17 protein-coding genes are annotated in these 19829 nt (G+C 57.8%); 3 read left to right on the forward strand and 14 right to left on the reverse strand.

Going from position 1 to position 19829, the window contains the following annotated elements:
* Positions 1-174: 174 nt before the first annotated feature.
* The 7 genes from VGK48_13420 to VGK48_13450 form a co-directional block, all read right to left on the reverse strand.
* Positions 175-1263, reverse strand: coding sequence for an NAD(P)/FAD-dependent oxidoreductase (locus tag VGK48_13420; protein ID HEY2382171.1), 1089 nt, complete (start codon positions 1261-1263; stop codon positions 175-177).
* A 29-nt stretch (positions 1264-1292) separates the two neighbouring features.
* Positions 1293-1568: a DUF3297 family protein gene (locus VGK48_13425; GenBank protein ID HEY2382172.1), complete on the reverse strand. Its 276-nt coding sequence runs from the start codon at positions 1566-1568 to the stop codon at positions 1293-1295.
* A 30-nt stretch (positions 1569-1598) separates the two neighbouring features.
* Positions 1599-2966, reverse strand: a complete 1368-nt coding sequence (locus VGK48_13430) for an ankyrin repeat domain-containing protein (protein HEY2382173.1) — start codon at positions 2964-2966, stop codon at positions 1599-1601.
* Positions 2953-4260: a DUF1552 domain-containing protein gene (locus tag VGK48_13435; GenBank protein ID HEY2382174.1), complete on the reverse strand. Its 1308-nt coding sequence runs from the start codon at positions 4258-4260 to the stop codon at positions 2953-2955. Before VGK48_13435 ends, VGK48_13430 begins: the two co-directional genes overlap by 14 nt.
* On the reverse strand, positions 4257-6569 hold the full coding sequence (locus VGK48_13440; protein ID HEY2382175.1) for a DUF1592 domain-containing protein: 2313 nt from the start codon (positions 6567-6569) through the stop codon (positions 4257-4259). The genes VGK48_13435 and VGK48_13440 overlap by 4 nt, the downstream gene beginning before the upstream one ends.
* A gap of 131 nt (positions 6570-6700) precedes the next feature.
* Positions 6701-7174 (reverse strand): DinB family protein, encoded by a 474-nt coding sequence (locus VGK48_13445; protein HEY2382176.1) that lies wholly within the window; start codon positions 7172-7174, stop codon positions 6701-6703.
* A 33-nt stretch (positions 7175-7207) separates the two neighbouring features.
* Positions 7208-8239, reverse strand: a complete 1032-nt coding sequence (locus VGK48_13450) for an asparaginase (protein ID HEY2382177.1) — start codon at positions 8237-8239, stop codon at positions 7208-7210.
* Positions 8240-8622: 383 nt separating this feature from the next.
* Here VGK48_13450 and VGK48_13455 point away from each other — a divergent pair, with 383 nt between their 5' ends.
* Positions 8623-9552 carry a dihydrodipicolinate synthase family protein gene (locus tag VGK48_13455; protein HEY2382178.1) on the forward strand — a complete coding sequence of 310 codons (930 nt, stop codon included), beginning with the start codon at positions 8623-8625 and terminating at the stop codon, positions 9550-9552.
* A gap of 140 nt (positions 9553-9692) precedes the next feature.
* Positions 9693-10244: a WbuC family cupin fold metalloprotein gene (locus VGK48_13460; GenBank protein ID HEY2382179.1), complete on the forward strand. Its 552-nt coding sequence runs from the start codon at positions 9693-9695 to the stop codon at positions 10242-10244.
* Here the strand turns inward: VGK48_13460 and uppP are convergent.
* The 7 genes from uppP to VGK48_13495 form a co-directional block, all read right to left on the reverse strand.
* On the reverse strand, positions 10241-11059 hold the full coding sequence (gene uppP, locus VGK48_13465; GenBank protein HEY2382180.1) for an undecaprenyl-diphosphatase UppP: 819 nt from the start codon (positions 11057-11059) through the stop codon (positions 10241-10243). The genes VGK48_13460 and uppP overlap by 4 nt on opposite strands.
* A gap of 37 nt (positions 11060-11096) precedes the next feature.
* Positions 11097-13385 carry a tetratricopeptide repeat protein gene (locus tag VGK48_13470; GenBank protein HEY2382181.1) on the reverse strand — a complete coding sequence of 763 codons (2289 nt, stop codon included), beginning with the start codon at positions 13383-13385 and terminating at the stop codon, positions 11097-11099.
* Positions 13386-13522: 137 nt separating this feature from the next.
* The gene (locus tag VGK48_13475) at positions 13523-14398 is read right to left on the reverse strand and encodes a PEP-CTERM sorting domain-containing protein (GenBank protein HEY2382182.1); all 876 of its coding nucleotides are present in this window, start codon (positions 14396-14398) and stop codon (positions 13523-13525) included.
* 317 nt (positions 14399-14715) lie between these two features.
* Positions 14716-17052 carry a tetratricopeptide repeat protein gene (locus VGK48_13480; GenBank protein HEY2382183.1) on the reverse strand — a complete coding sequence of 779 codons (2337 nt, stop codon included), beginning with the start codon at positions 17050-17052 and terminating at the stop codon, positions 14716-14718.
* A gap of 57 nt (positions 17053-17109) precedes the next feature.
* The gene (locus tag VGK48_13485; GenBank protein HEY2382184.1) at positions 17110-17658 is read right to left on the reverse strand and encodes an NUDIX hydrolase; all 549 of its coding nucleotides are present in this window, start codon (positions 17656-17658) and stop codon (positions 17110-17112) included.
* A 167-nt stretch (positions 17659-17825) separates the two neighbouring features.
* A complete protein-coding gene (locus tag VGK48_13490; GenBank protein HEY2382185.1) occupies positions 17826-18290 on the reverse strand; it encodes a hypothetical protein in 465 nt (154 codons plus the stop codon).
* 7 nt (positions 18291-18297) lie between these two features.
* The gene (locus tag VGK48_13495; protein ID HEY2382186.1) at positions 18298-19281 is read right to left on the reverse strand and encodes a serine hydrolase; all 984 of its coding nucleotides are present in this window, start codon (positions 19279-19281) and stop codon (positions 18298-18300) included.
* A 55-nt stretch (positions 19282-19336) separates the two neighbouring features.
* Between VGK48_13495 and VGK48_13500 the strand changes: the two genes are divergently transcribed.
* On the forward strand, positions 19337-19829 hold a 493-nt coding region (locus VGK48_13500), incomplete at its 3' end, for an amidohydrolase family protein (protein HEY2382187.1).

Below are 19829 nucleotides of genomic sequence, written 5' to 3' on the forward strand. Positions count from 1 at the left end.
CAGGAATAGCGCGCCGCCGAAGTCTCTTATCGAGATCCAGACGTAATAGGTAAACGGCGGGAGACCGGCTAACAGAATGAGCGCACCCGCATAGTCCGCCAGTCGAAGTTTAGTCGCGTTCTTTTCCGTTATACCGCCAACCATCTCTTCATGCGGCCATTCCATTCATGCGCCCTACATTTGTGACATCAACCGGTTGAACGCGCGATTTGCCGCCGGCCTGCGGCAGAGATCGACGGCCGCGTCCAACAGTTTTGCCCGGACGGCGCCACGCCACAGTTTCGCGCACCAGAACGAAGTCCCGAAGGCCTGCCGGCAGCGCTCCTCGTATTCAGACCAGGCCTGCTGCTCATGTTCCGGATTCGACATTGCCTTCTTCAGCGTTTCGGCGGCCATCATACCCGACAACATGCCCTGGTAAATACCTTCAGCTGTCGCCGGATGCGTCATTCTGCCTGCCTCGCCGGCGATCAGGCGCCCGGGAGACTGCAATTGACCGACGCGATAGGAATACGAGACGGGGTAACCTTTCCACTGTCCAATCTGTACGGCCCCGGCAAGACGGGTCCGATAATGCTTATCCAGAAAATGCTGAAACAGGGCGCGGCCGTTTTTGCTGTGCTGCGGATCGTCATAGCAGATGCCGATATTGACCCTGCTTTTGCTTTCCGGAAAGAGCCAGCCGTAGCAAGGCGTCAGCATTTTATCGAAAACCATCTCGACGTGCTGCGGTTCGAACGGCACATCATCCCACCAGCCCATAATCGTCTGCATCATCCGCCTGGGTCCGGTGTTGACAACGAATTTGGAATGCGCGCCATTGGCGACGACAGTGAACCTGGCGCGAACGCTCCTGCCGTCGAGCGAATTGAAGCCGGCGACTCGGCTTCCCTCATAGAGGAGTTCATTCGCCGCAAAATCAGGAATGAAACGCGCGCCGTGCGATTGAGCATGTTGGACCAGAGCGTGGTCGAGTGTCCGGCGGGAGCAGATCAAAGCGGCGGTTTCCTCTCCGCCGGATAAGGACAATTCGCGGCCTCCGGGAGTAACCAGACGGAGGCCGCTGACCTTGTACGACTGCGGAAGGATCGTATCCAGAACTTCCAGCTGCTTCAGAACCTGAATGCCTTTTGGCGAAATGCCGCTGCCGCAGGTTTTGTGGCGGGGAAAAGTCGAGCGATCGGTCAGGACAACGTCATGGATCCCGAGTTGCATTAAACGGATGGCGGCGGCGCTTCCTGCCGGGCCCGCCCCGATAATCACTACTTCAGCGCGGATTGGTTGTTGGGTACTCAACCTGCAGGATTTTCCGGGGCGGTACTTTCCACCGGCTTTTCTTCCAGGTATGGCTCGACCTTCCCTCGCAGCTTCATCGTCAGCGGCCGGCCGTGCCGGTCGCGGCCGCGGCCGGCGCTGACGCGGATCCAGCCTTCGCTGACGCAATATTCCTCGACGGTCGTCTTCTCGGTTCCATTAAATCGGATGCCGACTCCGCGCGTGATCAGTTCCTCGTTGTAATAAGGACTCTTGGGATCTATGGACAGGCGGTCGGGTAAGGTTTCGTTCATACGTGAAGTTTAGTTTAAACCAGACGCACCCTACCTCGCTCCCAGCTTCCTCAGCAGCGCGATCGTGCCCGGCCGCGGTACGGCGGCTGCGCCCGCCCGGCCGGGGCCCCCTTTGCCGGAGGCCATGTCGAGCGGCGTGCGTCCTTGCCGGTCCTTCGCCTCGAGGTTTGCGCCATTCATGACCAGCAGTTCCACCACCGAATCCATCGACAGCGCGGCAAAGTGCAGGGCCGTCTGCCCCCCGTCATTCGCGGCATTCACGTCCACGCGTCTGTCCAGCAGCAACTTCACCGCGTCGTATTGTTCCTTCTCCGCGGCGTACTCATCGGCAAACGTTCCCAACCCGCGTCCCAATCCAGCCGCCAGCATCAGCGCGGTGACATGATTCTTCTGCGCGATCGCCGGTTCGGCGCCATGCTCGAGCAGAAGCCGCATCGCCGGCGAATCGCCATTCCTCGCGGCCCGCATCAGCGGCGTCGCGCCTTCGCCGAGATTCCGGTCCCCTGGCGTGTGCGCGCGCTGGAGCGCCGGGGCCTTGAGCTGCGCATTCGGATTCGCGCCGTTCTCCAGGAGCTTCAGAATGAGATCCCGTCCGCTGAGGTGATCCGCGGTCTTCCTGGCCGGACGGCCATAAATCTCAATCAGCGTGTTCATGTCCACGGCTGCATACAGGGCGGCCATTCCCGCGGAGTCGCCGATATTCGGATTTGCGCCTTTGCCGAGGAGCATTGCCGCCGTGTCGTAGTGGTTATTAATGATCGCAAAAACCAGCGCCGTCGTGCCATCCGGATCGGTCAGGTCCAACTCCGAACCGCTCTCCGCGAGCGCTCGCGCCGCGCCGAGCGAGCCTTCTCGCGCCGCGATCATGAGCGCCGCGAGGCTGCCCCTCGGCAGGATCGTCAGCACCCCTTCGAGGCCGAATCGATCCGTTTTGTATGTCAGCGACTTCGACCGTGTATTCACCTCCGCGCCGTGCATAACGAGGACCTGTATTGCTTCGGGGTGATTCTGCGCCGCGGCCCACATGAGAGCGGTTTCGCCGTCCGTGTCTTCCGTGGCGTTCGGATCCGCACCCCGCTCCAACAGCATTCGCACGATTTCCGGATTGCCGGTTCGCGCGGCGGTCATCAGCAGGGTCTGGCCGCCGGGCAGCGTTACCTTCGGATCGGCCCCCGCTTTGATCAGCGCCTCAAACACCGCCACATTTCCACTCTCGGCAGCGAGTGAAAGCGGCGTGATGCCGTATCGATTCGCCGCGCCGGGATTCGCGCCGGAACGCAGCAGCTTCTGCACCGCCGGAAGATCGTTCGCGACGACGGCATTGTGAAGCGTCGTCGTGCCGTCGCTTTGCGGCGGGGCCAGCAGCAGCAGGAAAGCCAGAATTCTAAAAAAGTCCATCGATCATGCCCATGCCGTCGCCGAACCGGTCCATCCGAACGCCGTACCGATTGGCGACCGCCGACCACAGGCATCCTACCGGTGTACGTACAGGAACCAGCACGTGACGGTGGCCGGTTCCGATTCCGCCGCCAACCGCGACAATCGGCAGCGGATCGGACGCGTGCGAGTTCGAATCTCCCATGCCGGCGCCATAAAAGACCAGCGAGTGATCGAGGAGCGAGCCGCCGCCGTCTTCCGTCGACCGCAGCTTCTCGAGGAACTTTGCGAACATGCCGGCATAGTAGACGTTGATCTTCACGACTGTCGCGATCTTCTGCGGATTGTTCTGGTGATGCGAGACGCTGTGATGCTGCTCGGTGACGCCGATTTGCGGGTAGGTGCGCTGGCTCAGCTCGCGAGACATCATGAATGAGAAGACGCGGGTCGTGTCGGAGTGAAACGCCGCGGCTGCCAGGTCGAACATCAGACCGACATGATCTTCGAAGGAATCCGGCACGCCGACGGGCGCATCGAGCGGCAGGGCGCTGGAGCGGCCGGCGTTTTCGGCCTGCTGGATGCGGCGTTCGATCTCGCGGATATTGTCGAGGTAGTCGGCGACGCGACGGCGATCCGTCGTGCCGAGGCCGCGCTGGAGAGTGGCCGCCTCTTCGGAAATCGAATCGAGGATGCTCTGCTGCATCCGGATCCGGGCCTCGCGCTCGCGCACGCTTCCCGACTCGCCGAAGAGGCGCTCGAACGCGGCGCGCGGATTGGTCTCCATCGGAAGCGGCGTGCCGGGCGTGCGCCACGAGATCGTATTCATATAGGCGCAGCTGAAGCCGGGCGAGCAGCCGCCGACGTAGCCCGTGAAGTCTTCGGTCGCGAGTTCGATGGATGGCAGCGCCGTTTCCTGACCGATCTTTTGCGCGACAACCTGATCAATGGTGGTGTTGGCGAGAACATCTTCGGCTTCTGTGCGCTTTGGCCATACACCGGTGAGAAAACCTGCCGCACTCACAGCGTGATCGCCCACCTGGCTGCCCGGATGCGATCGCGTGAGATTCGTCACGACGGCAAGCTGGTTCTTGAAGGGCTCGAGCGGTTTCAAGATGGGACTGAAGTCGAAGCCTGCGCCGGCCGTCGCCGGCGTGAACTGCGGCATGATCGCGCCGTTCGGAAAATAAACCACGCCGAATCGCAGAGGCGGGGTTGCCGCGCGCGTCACTGCCGGCATCATCGCCTCGAGGAACGGCAGACCGACAGCCGCGCCGATGCCTTTCAATATCGTCCTGCGGGATATGGACTTCTTCATTCTCCCTCCCGGGCCATTCGCATTTGAAACGGAGTACTCCGGACAATCCCCATCACGATAGCCGAAAACCGGTAATTGTCCATGCCCGCCTGCCGGACAATCTTCCGCACGGCCGGCATATCCCGGTAATCCAATCCGCGTCCCAGAGCATACGCCAGGAGCTTCTCGCTGAGGGTGCCGGTAAACAGTTCCGGATTCCGCGTCAGCGCCTGGCGCAATTCAACCACACCATTCACCTGCGTCCCGTCGGCCAGCTCGCCCGAGGCGTCGGTCTCCCGCCAGGCGCCCACCGGATCGAAGTTTTCCATCGCAAACCCGACCGGGTCCATCACCTTATGACAGACCGCGCATGCGGGGTTCGCCCGATGCTCGATCATCTGCTCGCGCATTGTGCGGGGTTTCTCGCCTTCAGCGGGCGCTTTCAGCGGCGGCACATCCGGCGGAGGCGGCGGCACCGTCATGCCGACAATGTTTTCCAGCACCCACTTGCCGCGCAGCACGGGCGAGGTCCGCTCGGCATGCGATGTGACGGACAGGATACTTCCCTGCCCGAGCAGACCGCGTCGAGCCGGGTCCGGGATCGTGACGCGACGGAAGTGGCTGCCGTAAATATCAGGAATTCCGTAATGCCGGGCCAGGCGCTCATTGATAAAGGAATAGTCCGCATTGAGCAGATCCATCACGTCCCGGTCTTCTCGAATAATGCTGTCGAAGAACATCTCGGTCTCGCGCCGGAACGACTGCCGGAGGTTGTCGTCAAAGTCCGGAAAGAGATCCGAGTTCGGCAGCACGTTGGTGACGTTGCGCAGGCGCAACCACTGCCCGGCGAAGTTATCGACGAGCGCGGAGGACTTCGGATCGGCAAGCATCCGGCGCACTTCACGCTCGAGGACGGTGGCTTGGTGGAGATGTCCTTCGGATGCAACTTTCAAGAGTGCGTCATCGGGAATGCTGCTCCACAGGAAGAACGACAATCGCGACGCCAGTTCGATATCGCTGATGGCGTGCACGACGCCCGGCGCGGGATCGCGTTCAATCCGCAGGATGAATTGCGGACTCGCAAGGATACGCTGCACGGCAGCTTCGATGCCGGCGTCGAAATCGCCATCACGGCGCGCGGTTTCGTAGAACCTTATGATGCGCTGCTCGTCGGCGGTGGCCGCCGGCCGTCGATAAGCCCGGCGTAGGAGGGTGGAAATGATCTGCCTGGCGCACGCCGGCTCGGCGGCGGCTGTCGTTGGGTGACAGATGAAAATCCGACGGCGGCTCGGCGTATCGCCGCGGCCGGTGGTGTTGAACGGACCCGTGATCGCGAGCGTCTGTATGTGCGGCTGGCCGGACCAGTCAAAGTTATCGACAGAACTGCGCAGGTAGCGCTGCAGGCGGCCGGCACCGACGGTCTGCGGCTCCTGAAGAAATGCGATGGTGACGACATGCGGGCCTGCTTTCACGGCAGAGCGGAATCGCATGCGCGAATCGATGGCGTCGCCCGTGTCCGTGGGCTTCTGAAAGAGCGATGCGAGATCTTCCGCGCCGCCAAGCGCTGCAAGATGCACGCGCTGTCCGTCGATCGCGAACTCCACCTGATGCGGCATATCGAGACCGCGAACAATATTCAGGTTCGTGCGGTAGAGCCTGGCCTGAAATTCATATTCCCCGTCGAGCGGAAAGACCTGGCGGACCTGTGTTCCGCCAATCGTCCCGAGCGGCAACCCCTCGATGTGCTGGTCCTGGGAGAGATCCTGGCGGATGCGGTAGGTTTCGCTCGCGGGATTGGCGTTTGGATCGCCGACGGCCAACGCGCCGAGCTTCACTGCAGCCGAGACATATCGTTCCTGAAGCAGCGGCGAGAAACCGAGCGCTTCGGACATGTTGTCGAAGCCGAATGCCGAGTCGTCGGGCGGCAGCAGCGCCGCAGCGTCGATGTTCAGCGCCAGGAGGTCCCGGACAGCGTTGCCGTATTCGGCGCGATTGAGGCGATGGATCAGAGGCCGCCCCGGATCGGGTTTGATTTCGGCAGCGGCGTCGATGGCGGTGGAAATCGACGAGATCCATGCTCGCATGGAAGCGTCATCCGGGCGTGGCGACCCCGGCGGGGGCATGACGCCCGCCCGGAGTTTTCGGATGACCTTTTCCCAGAGTTCGGGATCAGCCACGGGGTTGACGGCGTCCGCCTTATCCAGCGCGACCGGCACCGCACCACGCTCCCTGGCTCGTTCCGTATGACACGTGACGCAGTACTTATCAAGCAGCGCTCGGTCCGGCGCGGCGACCGTTACTAATAATGTCAGCAGTATGCCCGGGAGCATCTATATGCTTTTAAATCACAAAGGACACAAAAGCACAGAAAATCTTATTGCACCATTGCATCATTTGAAGTTGTTGCATTCTAGATTTGAAATGCAAACACTTCGAATGCTGCAATGATGCAATCAGATCTCTACATCTGCATCGGTTCGTCGGCGCTTCCGCCGTACATCGCAGGGACTTTGGAGCCCATGGGCCGCAGGTAGGTCGAAAGCTGGCCGCGGTGATGAATGGAGTGGCGGTTCATAATTTCGAGATAGATGACCGCGGGAAATTCCATTCCGCCGAAGAACGGAATGATCGCCGTCAACTTTTCGCCCGACATCGCATCGATTTTGCTGACGCGTTCGCGTCGATTCGTTTCGTACCAGTCGACGACCGCACCGATGGTCGGTGGCGGGTCCGACGGCCTTCCGGAAGGCGGCGCGCCGGCGAGAACCATATCGTAGAACATGATTTCGGCCGTCGCGATATGCCATGCCAATTCGTGTGCCGTCCGGGACTTGGGATCGGGCTTGTAACTTTTCTTGTCGTCCGGGATCGCGCGAAAAACCTTCTTCGTGGTTTCCGCTTCGGTGTTGATGATATCGGTTAAGACCTTACACAAGAATTTGCCCTGTTCGGGTGTCATTGTTTTTCCTCAATATTGATCGAAAATGCGCTGAATCTCCTTGACGTCCTGGGTCTTGGTCAGCGCCAGCATCAAGAGAATCCGCGCGTGCGTCGGCAACATACGCTTCACGGCAACAATGGGGGAGGCATCCCGGGCTCCGGGGGGTGAGATGACCTGGTCGCCGGACGGAAAGGTCGTTGCCACAATCACGCCATGGCGCATGAGGCCGTCATAATAGGCGCGTTCGGCGCCGTTGAGCGCCGTCGTGGCGACAATGATTCCCTTGGCGTCGGTTCTGCCGCCGCCTTCGGATCCGGCATAGGAATATTGGATGTCGACACGGGGCAGCGAAGTCAGGTTCTGCACGTCGAACTCGGAAGTCGTCGTGTGCCGGCGGGATGGCGAATAGAAAAACTCGACGCCGTGACGCGCGACGACTCCCAGCACGCCCATCTCCGGCGCCGAAAACCCCCCGGTCCGGGCAAATACTTTCTGGGCGTCGCGGGCGCTGATGATCCGGTCGTCCATGACAACGAGGGCGCCCTTCCCTCTGGAGTCATGGGCAGCGGCAACCCGGACCGCCGAAAGAAGGTTGATCGGACCGTCCGGACTGATGCCTGTCGGAGGACGCTGCGCGCCGACGATGACCACCGGCTTGTCGGACTTCACCGTCAGGTGAAGGAAGAACGCGGTTTCCTCGAGCCTGTCCGTTCCATGGGTGATGACGATGCCCGCAATCTCCGGCCGCTTTTCGAAAACCGTGTTGACCCGCCGCGCCAGCAGCAGCCACTGCTCGGGATTCATCTGGGCGCTGGGAATATTCGAAAACTGCTCGCTCTCCACCTGCGCGTAGCGCTTGATCTCCGGGACCTGAGCCACGATTTCCGCGATCGGCTTCTTTATCTCGTAACCGCCCAGTGTCCCAGGCTCGCCCTGCTCACCGGCGATCGTCCCGCCGGTCGCGATGACGAGGACGTGGGGCAGATCCGCCTGAGCTGCATACGCGTGTGCACAGAGGACCAGAAACAGACAGATCGTCCGAATGGAGGTTTTGGTCATCGGGTCAATTCAGAATTTTAAGCGACAAAAGGTACAAAAGCGAGGAGCAGTAGCAATGGAGCCGCAGAGCGGCAGCATTCCTCTAGCCCCGGGCGTAAGCCCTGGGCCTGCGTATCTAAAGTCCTTCCACTTCTACGAGCGTTTTGCCTGAAACCGGACAGGTCCATGCGGACAAATGCCCGAACCCGGGGGGATTGGCCGGCCCGGACATCGATTGCTCCTGCAAGGGCCTGCCGTGCACGCCGCAGACACGCGATCCATCCGGCCGCTTTTGTATAACGCAATCTGGCGTCTTCACAATCTTTGACATTGCGCGAATTCTAACATGCGCTCGACTCGGATTCCGGGTGCGTCCCTCGAATTCCCGCGATAGACTCCCCGGGATGTCTTTCAGTGGATCTGCGCGCTATCGCGGCGTTTTTCCCGTCGTGCCCACGACGTTTACCGAGACCGGTGAACTCGATCTCCGAAGCCAGAAGAATTGTGTGGACTTCATGATCGATGCGGGTTCCAACGGCCTTTGCATCCTTGCGAACTTCTCGGAGCAATTCACACTGTCGGACGACGAGCGGGACGTGCTGACGAAGACCATTCTGGAGCGTGTCGGCGGACGCGTCCCGGTCATTGTCACGACCACGCACTTCAGTTCGCGCGTCTGCGCCGAGCGCGGCCGGCGCGCGCAGGAAATGGGGGCCGCCATGGTCATGATGATGCCGCCGTACCATGGAGCAACCATCCGGGCATCGGAGCAGCAGATATACGAATTCTTCGGACACGTTTCGGATGCACTCCGGATTCCGATCATGATTCAGGATGCGCCGGTCAGCGGAACTGCACTATCGGCGGCTTTCCTGGCGCGCCTGGCGAAGGAGTTGGATCAGGTCGCCTACTTCAAGGTCGAGTCCGCCGGAGCTGCCGCCAAAATCCGGGAACTCCTGCGGCTTGGCGGCAGCGCGATCGAGGGGCCGTGGGACGGCGAGGAAGGCATCACGCTGTTCACCGATCTCGAGGCCGGCGCCACCGGAGCCATGACGGGCGGAGGCTATCCGGATGGTATTCGAAAGATCGTCGATGCCTATGTTGCCGGCCGCCGCGACGACGCCTTCGCCGCGTACCAGCAGTGGCTTCCGCTCATCAATTATGAAAACCGCCAATGCGGCCTGCTGGCCTGCAAAGCTCTCATGAAGCAGGGCGGCGTCATCGATTGCGACGCTCCGCGCCATCCCCTTTCGCCGCTTCATCCGGCGGCTCGCGCGGACCTGCTCGAGACCGCGCGCCGGCTCGAGCCGCTGGTGCTGCGGTGGCGCAGATGAATCTCACAGGTTTGAGCCGCAGATGACGCGGATGACGCAGATGGGGCGCGGTATAAGTAGTTCTTTTCCGCCCTATCTGCGTCATCCGCGTCATCTGCGGCTCAAACCTGTCTTGCAGAGTCCCAATCCTCTAATAGACTATGGAGATGATCAAACCAGGTTTCGAACGGGTATCTGAGTTTGCCACCATTTCATTACACGACAGCGCCCTTGCGATCACGCCCGATATCATCCGTAGCAAAAGCAAGGACGCCCAGTTAAACCCGCGACGGCGGGAAATACTCGCTCTACATCGCGGAAACGACGACCGGCTCCAGCGGATGTTGAATGCCATTCAACCGGGCAGTTACGTGCGGCCGCATCGGCACGCGGCTCCTCCCAAAGCCGAACTGCTGATCCTTCTCAGCGGGTCGATGGCCTTCATGTCTTTTTTGGACGACGGCACACCCGACACCAAGAATTTTGTTTTTTTACATCAGACAAAAGGGGCGCTCGCGGTCGATTGCCGGGAGGGCATCTGGCATACATTTTTTGCTCTGGAGCCGGACACGGTCGTCTGTGAAGTTAAAGCAGGGCCTTACGATCCTGCCGCTGCCAAGGAATTTGCGCCATGGGCTCCTTCAGAGAATGATCCTGCCGCTCATTCCTATTTAGCTTCCCTCGAACAACGTTTTCGCGAATCCTGCGGCTAGTGCAATCCCGCAAAATATCCCAGGATCAGTACAGTGATTCCGAGCCCAATCCGGTAATTGATAAAAACGAACGTGTTCCTGGTTTGCAGGTAGCGCATCATCGCTGCGATGGAGATGACGCCCCACAAGGCTGACACGATGATTCCTACTGCGAAAGAAGCACTCTGACCGGCGGGCAGTCCCTCGGCCGCAATATCCATCACTTTTTTCACTACCGCGCCGGCGACAATCGGCGCCGACAACAGGAAGGAGAACTGAGCGGCTGCCTTGCGCGTCATCCCACGAAACAGACCGGCGGTAATCGTGACGCCGGAGCGCGACACACCTGGGATAATCGCGAACGCCTGCGCGACGCCAACGGTCATTGCGTCCGATAACCTCATCGTTTCAAGCTCCGTTTTCCGGCGCCCGGAAATTTCCGCAAACCGCATCAACAGCGCGATCGCAATCAACATTACAGCTATGACTGTAGGCGTGCTGAATTGGTCCTCAAGGGACTCAAACAGCATGCCCGCAATACCCCCCGGGATCGTCGCAAGGATGATGTAAAGGGCCAGACGCGCATCCGTATCATCGGGATCGTTCTTGAAGATCCTGAATGCAGACCTCGTGAGATGAATCCAATCCTTATAAAAATAGATCAACAAAGCGGCGAGAGTGCCGAGGTGAAGAGCGACATCAAAGGTGAGCCCGGGATCAGGCCAACCTAATAACCAGGGGACCAGGATCAGATGTGCGCGACTGGAAACCGGGAGAAACTCTGTGATGCCCTGGACGGTCCCCAGGACGGTCGCTTCTAAAACATCGATTTGCACAGATTGTTTCCTTCAGATCGGCCCCGAGTTTCTGAAGCTATCGTGAAAGTTCTTTCACTGCAGCCTGAGCCAGAGCCTTTTCTGGGAAATTTCCGCTGCTGCTGACAGCCTTTTTCATCGTTCTTGCGGCGTCTTCGATTTGATAGCTCGCTTCATAGGTTTTCGCGAGGTGGTAGAGGAAAGTGCCGTTGTCGCCCTGCTTTGAAACAGCAAAAAGGAACTGTTCGCGGGCGTTGCTGTAATCTCCCATCTTATAGTAAACCCAGCCCGTAGTATCCGCGTAAAACGGATCATCCGGACGTAGTTTCCGCGCAAGTTCCGCCTTCTGTAAAGCCGTCGGCAGATCGCGCCCTTCCTCGGCGAGCAGATAGGCAAGATTGTTAGCTGCAACATCGGAGTCCGGTTGGACTTTCAATGCTTCGTTATAACCCTGAACAGCCTGGTCTCTTTGCCCTTGAGCTTCATAAACTATCGCTTTCAGGATATACGCCGCGCTTGCGGTTGGGTGCTTTTTCAACACATCATCAAGTACTTTGATGCTGTCGGCCGCTCGCCCGGTTTTTGCGTACATCTTGAATAGGGAGAAATCAGGACCGATGCGGGATGGATCCTTCTCAATCGCTTTTTTGTACGCGTCTTCGGCGTCCCGAGATTTTCCCGCCAACAGATAGAGGGAACCGAGAAGTTCATAGTGCGGAGCGCCCTTATCGTTATCCGCTATCGCGTTGATTCGCTGAATCGCCTTGTCAACCTGCTTGTTCTCGACATCCAGAGCCGTCAATTCCCTTAGATATTCGAGCGAGGCTGGCTGCAGTTCCAGCGCATGTTCCAGGTTTTTCTGGGCGTCGGCACCTCGGCCGCGGGAGGCCTCGAAGAGCGCCCGCTCGCGAATCACGTCGGAATTTTGCGGCTGTGCTTTTTCCAGAGCCGTCAATTGCTGTTCCGCTTCGGGAAATTTTTTCTCAATGATACCGAGTGAGACTATGAAGAGACGCGCGCGAACGTTATCCGGATCGGTCTGCAGAGCTTTGCCAATCTCTTCCCGGGCATCGTCGGCCTTGCCTCTTTCGAGGAATATCTCCGCAAGGGCAATTCTTGCAGGCACGTAACCGAGGTGATTTACGGCTGCCGATTTTTGGAAATGAGAGATTGCCTCCTCTGTGTTCCCTTTCCTTCTGGCGATTTCCCCAAGCCAGTAATGGGGACCCGGATAAGGACTATCCAAGGCTGGATTCACGCTTAATGTCGCCTCGGCGGCGTCATATTGACCGGCCGTGTATTGCAACTCGCCAAGCAATACGTGGCCCAGTGGATTCTGCGGTTCGGCTTTTATCAGACGATCGATTTCCTTCCGTGCCTCGTCCGGCTGAGTGGACATGAGAATAACCGCCCGCTTTCCGGCGACATCTGCGTTTTTCGGGAATTTCTGTTGTGCGTCGGTGAGCGTTTTCAATGCGTCGGATGGACGCTTTTTCGTCTCATAGATATCGGCGAGCAACAGGGACGGCGCGGGGTCGCTTGTCTTCTCCTGAACTTCCTTCAAAATCTTCTCTACATCTTCGAGTCTGCCGAGCGCGTCATAGAATCGGACGGCCAGGCGCAAGAAGTCGCCGTCGGTGGCGTCCAGCTCTAGACCCTCCTTGATGTAGGTCTCTGTTTTCTTGACGTCATTAGTAGCGCTGTAAAAGGCGACAAGGGCTCCAATGGTGCCCTTGTCGGTTGGTTCGATCTCACGCGCCCTCAGGAGATTCTCTTCGGCGTCGGAATAACGGTTCTGGGCCATCCGAACCGACCCCAGGCGTATGAAGGCATAAACCTTCTTTGGGTCGATATTGATTGCTCTTTCGAACATCAAGACCGCCGCACTGTAGTTCTTCAGCCCTTCGGAGGCGCTTCCGGAGAGAATGAGTGCATCAACGTTTTGCGGGTTTTTGGCAAGCAGTTTCTCAGCGATTTGCCTGGCCTGATTGTAACCGTCTGACCTGAAAACTCCTGAGGCAAGGTAGATATTACCAAGCTGCAGACTGGCCTCATCGTCATTCGGAAACGACTCGTGGAGTGTTTTAAATTGTACGGCTGCTCGTTGAGGATCATGCAGACTTAGGTAGCTGAGGCCCAGGTAATATCGCGCATCCCGGTTCGCCTGATCGCCTGCGAGCGCATTCAAGAACTCGATCGTGGCTTCAGGATATTTCTTCTGGTCGTAATACTGCTTTCCCTTGTTGAAGTACGTTTGCGGTGAAGGCCAGAAATAATGCCAAGCCGCGCCGGCGGCGAGGATAACTATTAACAAGGCCCCACCGATGAAAGCTAACTTCTTCATCATTGATTGCCGTGCCCACCCCAGTCAGTTGAATAGAGCAGAATGGCTATCGGATGCCCTTTTGTAAAGAGGATTGTAGAAAAGGCGAGGGAGTGCCCGCCCGCACACCTTTATAGCATGCGGGCGGAGCACAGCAGACGTTACTTCGCAGCGTATCGGCGGCGGACAGTAAAGAGCCCGGTGAGGCCCACACCGAGCAGTAAGAGCGAACTCGGTTCGGGAACGTTGGTTGTCAGAGTCAGATCTTTAATGGCAATTGTTGCCGGCCAATCCTGGAAGTCCAGTACATTCGTTCCAGTGGGAAGGTTGAGCGTAACTGTCAATGACGCTAATTGCGGATTAGTAGTACAAGTTCCCGCGCTGACTGTGCCGCTGGTGCATGTGTTGGCCTTCCATGGGGACCCGCTGGGCGATCCGCTGGTGGCTTGGGTCCACGATACCGGCGTACCTGAGACATCCTGGGCCTTAACAACGGCTGATCCGGTATTATTTACAGCAGACCATAACTCGAAATCCGGCAAATTCGGATTCCCAACTCCACCGCAGTTTGACGGATGCGATGTGCTGTAGAGTGCTGCGCAGCTGGCATCAGGAAAAATCTCAAGAGTAAAAGTCACGCTTGAAATGGTGAGCCCGCTGAAGGACATCAGAATGTCGTTAGAACTGGTCCCACTCTTTTCCTGGCCGTTGTCATTGATGAGGTATTTATGGCCTCCATTTGCCAGGGTACCGTTGACTCCGCCTATGACCATCCCATCGGCCGTCCAGTCGTTTGTGGCGGCCGCGCCAGTGACGGTGACCGTAGCGCCCGCATGCTGGCTGGTGAGTTGGGTTTGGAGCGCACTCTGGACTGCGGAATTGCCTGAGTAGTTGTAAGTGGTGCTATTAACCGTGGAGGTCCCCAGCGAAATACTGTCGAAGTTAAACGAAACACCGCTTGCATGCGCTACGGTGCTCAGAGCAAAGATACAACAGAGGAGAAAGACGAGTGACGGCAGCTTACTGCTTCTGATCATGAAGTGTCTCCTGGATCTCCAACCGACCGAGTTCGGTTGGACGTTCGCGCTTGTGATGCAATTGAGGCACCACATATAAGTATTTGAATTTAAAGATGAACAAAAAGCGTCGCGTCAAGATTGTGTAAGCTCCTCCGACGGAAACGGCGACTGGGGCAGCGGGCGCAGATAACATCATATTAAATCAAAGGGATGCGAGCGGGATCCCAGAACCACGTATTCGTAAACTTTTCTGACACTTCCGACATTTTGATGAACACTAACGCGTTCGGGCTGGGTGCCGGAAGCAGGCTTCTCCAACAGGCGGAAGAAGTTGGCTACTTTGATTTTGCCGGCGTCGTCGAGCCGGGCAGATGGCGCCAGTACTCGATGTTTTGTAGCAGAGCCTCGGCTTCCGATCTTTCTTTAAAATCCGCCTTGGTGGCGAGGGCTTTCTTCAGTGCGGTTTCCGCTTCAGACCTTTGATTGTTGGCCTTGAAAATCGCGCCGAGGTGATACTGAAAAACGGGATTGGCGGGCTGTTTTGAAGCGGCAAACTGGAGTTCATCGACCGCCGGCGTGAAGCGCCCCATCTTGTAATAGACCCAACCCAGCGTGTCCGCTGCATTGGGGTCTTCACTGCGGCGTCGCCGGACGGCCTGAGCGTATTTCAGGGCGGTTTCGAGGTCACGGCCCTGCTCGGCCAGAAGGTATGCCTCGTTGTTGGCGGCGATGTCCTGATTGGGATCCAACTGGAGGGCTTTCTCGAAATTCGACATCGCGTCGTTCGTTTTCCCCTGCATCAGGAGGATAACGCCGCGAAGCGCAACCGTGGAGCCGTTGGACGGATTTTTCTGAATGCTGGCGTCCAGCATTTTCCTGGCGTCGTCGAACTGTTTCTCATGGACGTATGCCTCAAACAGCAACTGTGAGGCCCGCCCTCGCTTGGGATCCTTCTCTATGGCCTTGAGATAATCCCTCATTGCATCCTGAGATTTCCCGGCCTCTGCCTCGGCCATGCCCATCGCTTCGTAGTGGAATGCCTGTTTGCTGGCGTCGGGAACGCGGTTGATCATCTGTACTACTTTGTCCGGCTGTTTGTTCCTCAAATAGAACCCGGCCAGGGCTTCAAAATCCGGTTCCGAGTTCGGAACGAGTTCCAAAGCATGTGTTAAGCTCTTTTCCGCTTCAGCATTTTTGCCACGAGCCTGGTAATACAAACCCAACTGGCGTTGCACCGATGGGCTGTCCGGATGCTCCTTCTGTAGGGAGAGCAGTTCCTGCCCGGCGTCATCATAGTTTTTGGCCGCAATATCGACCGACGTTTTGAATAACTGGGCCGTCGCGTTCCCTGGAGCCACCGCAAGGATCTTTTGCACTTCTTCCCGCGCATCGGCGAGTTTCCCGGTCTTCAAATAGAGGTCGGCCAGGGCCATTCTGGCAGGTAGATAGTTTTTGTTGATTGCAGCTGACTTCTCGAAATGGCCGATGGCGTCGTTGACCTGTCCTTTTTGCGTTGCCAGATTTCCGAGAAAAAAATGGACCTGTGGAAACGGACTGCTCAACGCCGGCTCTTTGCTCAGCGTCGCTTCGGCTTCGGCGAATTTGCCGGTCCTGAACTGAGCTTCTCCCAGAAGAACATAGCCCAGAGGACTCTTCGGTTGGGTTTTGATGACCTGATCGATTTCAGGCAGGGCCCGGTCGGGCTGGTCCGGCAAGAGATTTTGTGCGAGCTTGACCGCGACAGTAATGTCTTTCGGAAATTTCGTTTTGAGATCGAGCAGGAGCTTTCGGACGTCCGCCGGCCGCTTCTCTATTTCGTATGCATTCGCCAACGCGAGCGAGGGAGCGGGGTTGTCCGGGCTTTGCGCTTGAGCGTCTCGAAAGACCTTTTCGACGTCGTCGAAGCGTTTTCCGACGAGATAAAACTGGGCAGCCTGAAGGTAGGTATCCCGATCTGCCGGGTTTATCGTAAGTGCATCTTTGAACGACGCTTCCGCTTTCGCGGGGTCTTTCGCAACAAGATAGTAATCGGCCAGTGCGAGGGCGGCGCGGCTGTCTTTTGGATTTGTCTCATGCGCTTTGATGAGGGATTTTTCGGCACCGGCAAAATCCTTTTTAACGGTCTGGGCCGCGCCCAGGTTGATCAAGGCTTTCGGATTCTGTGGATCCAGGCTGGCGGCTTTTTCGAGCGTATCGACGGATGTATCGAGGTCTTTAAGCCCCGCCGACGCCGTACCCGAGAGAATCAGCGCGTCAACGTTGTTCGGATTCTTTGCCAGCACTTTCCTGGCGAGTTCCTGGGCCTGATGAAAATATTCCGGATTGGTGCGGCCGCCCGCCAGATAAAGGTTGCCGAGTTCGACATTGCCCTCCGCGTCGTCCGGATAATATTCAAGGAGTCCTTTCAGTTGAACGACCGCGGCATTCAGGTTTCCCGCTGTGACCAGTGTACGTGCCAGAAGAAGCCTGGCATCCCTGTGTCGCGGATCTTTACGAACCGCATTCAACAGCTGGATAGCTGCCTCCTGATATTTCTTCTGGTCGTAATACTTCTTGCCGCTGGCAAAAAACGATTGAGGTGTCTGAGTCGTCCTGTGCCAAACGAAATAGCCGAGCGCCCCGGCCACGAGAACAGCTACGGAAACAGCCGCGATGAGTAGTGTCTTTTTCATGGTATTCGATCGGTTTTACAACCCGTATGTCGTTTTGCCAATAAGAATTGCTGCGAATCAGAATAGGCCGGTGGTCCTCAACAACACCATCTTATAAACGGCTGCGACGGTGATGGCATCCCGAATCTCGCCATTTTCGACCATTTCAAAAGCCTCGTCCAGACTCACTTTCCTCACAGAAAGCTGCTCCGTCTCGTCCGGCTGGCTTGTGCCATGCTGCAAACCCTTGGCAAGATAGACGATAGCCTCCTCATCGGAAACAGAATTGGACAAATCCATTCTCACGATGATCTCCCAATCATCCGCCGTCATGCCGGTTTCTTCCTTCAGCTCTCGTTTAGCCGATTCCAGAGGATCTTGACCGCGGGAACCACCGCCTTCAGGTATTTCCCAGGAGTAACGTTCAAGGGGAAGCCGAAACTGACCAACCAGCCAGATGTAGCCGTCTTCCCAGGGCACAACTCCTACGGCAAGGTGTTTGAAATGGACCACACCATAGATGCCCGGGCTGCCGGCCGGATTGATCACCTGATGCTCGGTGACTCGTATCCATCTGTTCTCGTACACGACGTCGCTGGAAAGCGACTTCCACGGATTGGTTTCCATGACCTTATTTTACGGGGCGACTGCGGATTGACAGACAACTATGCGCTTGGTAGGTTGCCCACCTACGAAACAGCTTCAATCTTCTTGTTCGGAAGGGCGGCTATTCCAGGCATTGCCGCCCTTCTTCCTTTTCTTGTTTTTTTCAATACTTTGAAGATTTCCCCTCCCTAATCCCAGTCCTGTTCCTCGGGATCCGGCGTTCTCAAACCTTCGAAGAACCGTTCCAGGAGGGCGCCGATCGCTCCGCCGATAAAGAACCACTGGGCGGTTCCGACGACGATCGTCAAACCAATCGTTAACGAGACGAGACCGGGCGGATTGATCCCGGCGCGGTCGAGGCCTGAAAACACGAGCAGGATGACGGCCATGGCCGCGGTGTCGAAGATCTCCATCAGCTTCCAGAAGTTCGATTCATTAAAAAGATAAGGACCGAAATTCGCGCCACCGGCATCGAAGTAGGAAAAGGCGAAGAAGCCGGCCGCCAGCAGAATATGGCAGAGGGCCGATGCAATGGCTACACGCTTCCAGAAGACCCGCTCGTTGATGTGAAGAATGTTGAACCAGGTCAGCAGGTGATACACGCCAAACACAAACAAAGGCGCAAGCAGAAATGGCCCGAAGGTGGTGAGCACCTATGCCTCACTTCCCTGTTGGATTGAAAAGAAAATAGTCATATGCGTACTTCGCGATCTCCGCAATGACGCGCTCGCGCTCGGCAGTGGGCGCCCTGGCATCCCGCATCATCACGGTAATCAGGAGATGGTTTCCATCGGGAAGGAAAATGATTCCGGTGTCGTTGCTGGTGTTTCCGATGCTTCCAGTCTTGTGAACCACGCGGGTGCCGTCGGGCAGCGCGGCTGGAATCCGCGCCTGGCCGATCATGGAATGATTCATGAATTCGATGATCTCGTCCGAACTGGCGCGGTCGACAATCTGACCGCGAACGATTTTCTCGAGCAACCGGGTCATGTCATGCGGGCTGGCGACGTCTTTTTCAGTCTTGTTGAAGCGGTCGTTTGCCCGCGCCGCGGTCTGGGCATCGACGGAGGCTTCCCGCGCGCGAAGTTCGGCAATCGGCAGCTTGCCGTAAGCCGCATAATCGACGCCTTCCTGATCCAGAATCATCTCGAGCGTCGTCCGGTCCACCCGGATCGTCTCGAGACCCAGCATGCGCATGCGGGCTGTAACATTCGCAGCGCCGACCTTATCGATGATGAGGTCCGCAGCCGAATTATCCGATACCCGCATCATAAGGTTGACAAGGTTGGCGATGCTCATATCCAGACCGGGGCTATCGAGCAGCAGCGCGATGGTGCCGCCGGGGTGAACGTCCCCGGGCGTGACTTCGATGCGGTCTGAAAGCGCGAGCTTGCCGGCTGCCCGCTGATAGAACAGTTCGACAAGGATCGGAACCTTATAAGTGCTCGCCATCGGATAGGTCTTGTCGGCATTCACGAGCACCTCGGTTCCCGATTCCAGGTGCTTGATGGCAACGCCGACATCACCGCGGGCGCGCGGAATGACTTTCTCGATCTGTGTCCGAAGAATCGCGACATCGGCCGGCCATACCGTCGTTGTGGTGGTTATCAGGACGATCAGGAAAAGGCTCATACGGGTTTTCATAAGAAGCACAAAAGAATAATGCCTTTTTGTGCCTTTTGTGGCTATTCTCCCTCCCATGTCCATCCCGACTTTCCTTTTCGCAGCGTTTTTCCTGCTTCAAGCCCAATGGCGCGGTGTCGGTCCACAACCCTGCATAGGACCGCCGGACACCGGTAACTATAAATGTCCGGCCGCACCGGGACTCATTGCCGTTCGTGCCGGACGACTGTTCGACAGCAAGACCGGCCGGCTGCTGACAAAGCAGATCGTGCTCATCATGGGCGACCGGATCAGCGAAACAGGCCCGGAATCACAGGTCAAAATCCCGAGCGGCGCCCGCGTCATCGACCTCAGCCAGTCGACCGTCCTTCCGGGCCTCATCGACGCGCACACGCACATGTTCAATTCGCGCCGGCCTTCCGGATCGGGCGAAAACTCGATGCTGATCGCGATTTCGAATGCGCAAGCCGACCTCCGCGCCGGCTTCACCACTGCGCGCGACATGAGTTCGCATGCCAACGGATATGCCGATCTGCTGGTGCGTGACGCCATCAAGGAAGGACGCATTG

Source organism: Terriglobia bacterium, from assembly GCA_036496425.1.
Classification (GTDB): domain Bacteria; phylum Acidobacteriota; class Terriglobia; order 20CM-2-55-15; family 20CM-2-55-15; genus 20CM-2-55-15.

Excerpts from the sequence above, each read along its gene's own strand:
- VGK48_13455 (HEY2382178.1), top strand. The coding sequence starts at position 8,623 with ATGTCTTTCAGTGGATCTGCGCGCTATCGCGGCGTTTTTCCCGTCGTG.
- VGK48_13485 (HEY2382184.1), bottom strand. The coding sequence starts at position 17,658 with ATGGAAACCAATCCGTGGAAGTCGCTTTCCAGCGACGTCGTGTACGAG.
- VGK48_13440 (HEY2382175.1), bottom strand. The coding sequence starts at position 6,569 with ATGCTCCCGGGCATACTGCTGACATTATTAGTAACGGTCGCCGCGCCG.
- VGK48_13425 (HEY2382172.1), bottom strand. The coding sequence starts at position 1,568 with ATGAACGAAACCTTACCCGACCGCCTGTCCATAGATCCCAAGAGTCCT.
- VGK48_13435 (HEY2382174.1), bottom strand. The coding sequence starts at position 4,260 with ATGAAGAAGTCCATATCCCGCAGGACGATATTGAAAGGCATCGGCGCG.
- VGK48_13430 (HEY2382173.1), bottom strand. The coding sequence starts at position 2,966 with ATGGACTTTTTTAGAATTCTGGCTTTCCTGCTGCTGCTGGCCCCGCCG.
- VGK48_13475 (HEY2382182.1), bottom strand. The coding sequence starts at position 14,398 with ATGATCAGAAGCAGTAAGCTGCCGTCACTCGTCTTTCTCCTCTGTTGT.
- VGK48_13495 (HEY2382186.1), bottom strand. The coding sequence starts at position 19,281 with ATGAAAACCCGTATGAGCCTTTTCCTGATCGTCCTGATAACCACCACA.
- VGK48_13480 (HEY2382183.1), bottom strand. The coding sequence starts at position 17,052 with ATGAAAAAGACACTACTCATCGCGGCTGTTTCCGTAGCTGTTCTCGTG.
- VGK48_13460 (HEY2382179.1), top strand. The coding sequence starts at position 9,693 with ATGGAGATGATCAAACCAGGTTTCGAACGGGTATCTGAGTTTGCCACC.
- VGK48_13470 (HEY2382181.1), bottom strand. The coding sequence starts at position 13,385 with ATGATGAAGAAGTTAGCTTTCATCGGTGGGGCCTTGTTAATAGTTATC.
- VGK48_13450 (HEY2382177.1), bottom strand. The coding sequence starts at position 8,239 with ATGACCAAAACCTCCATTCGGACGATCTGTCTGTTTCTGGTCCTCTGT.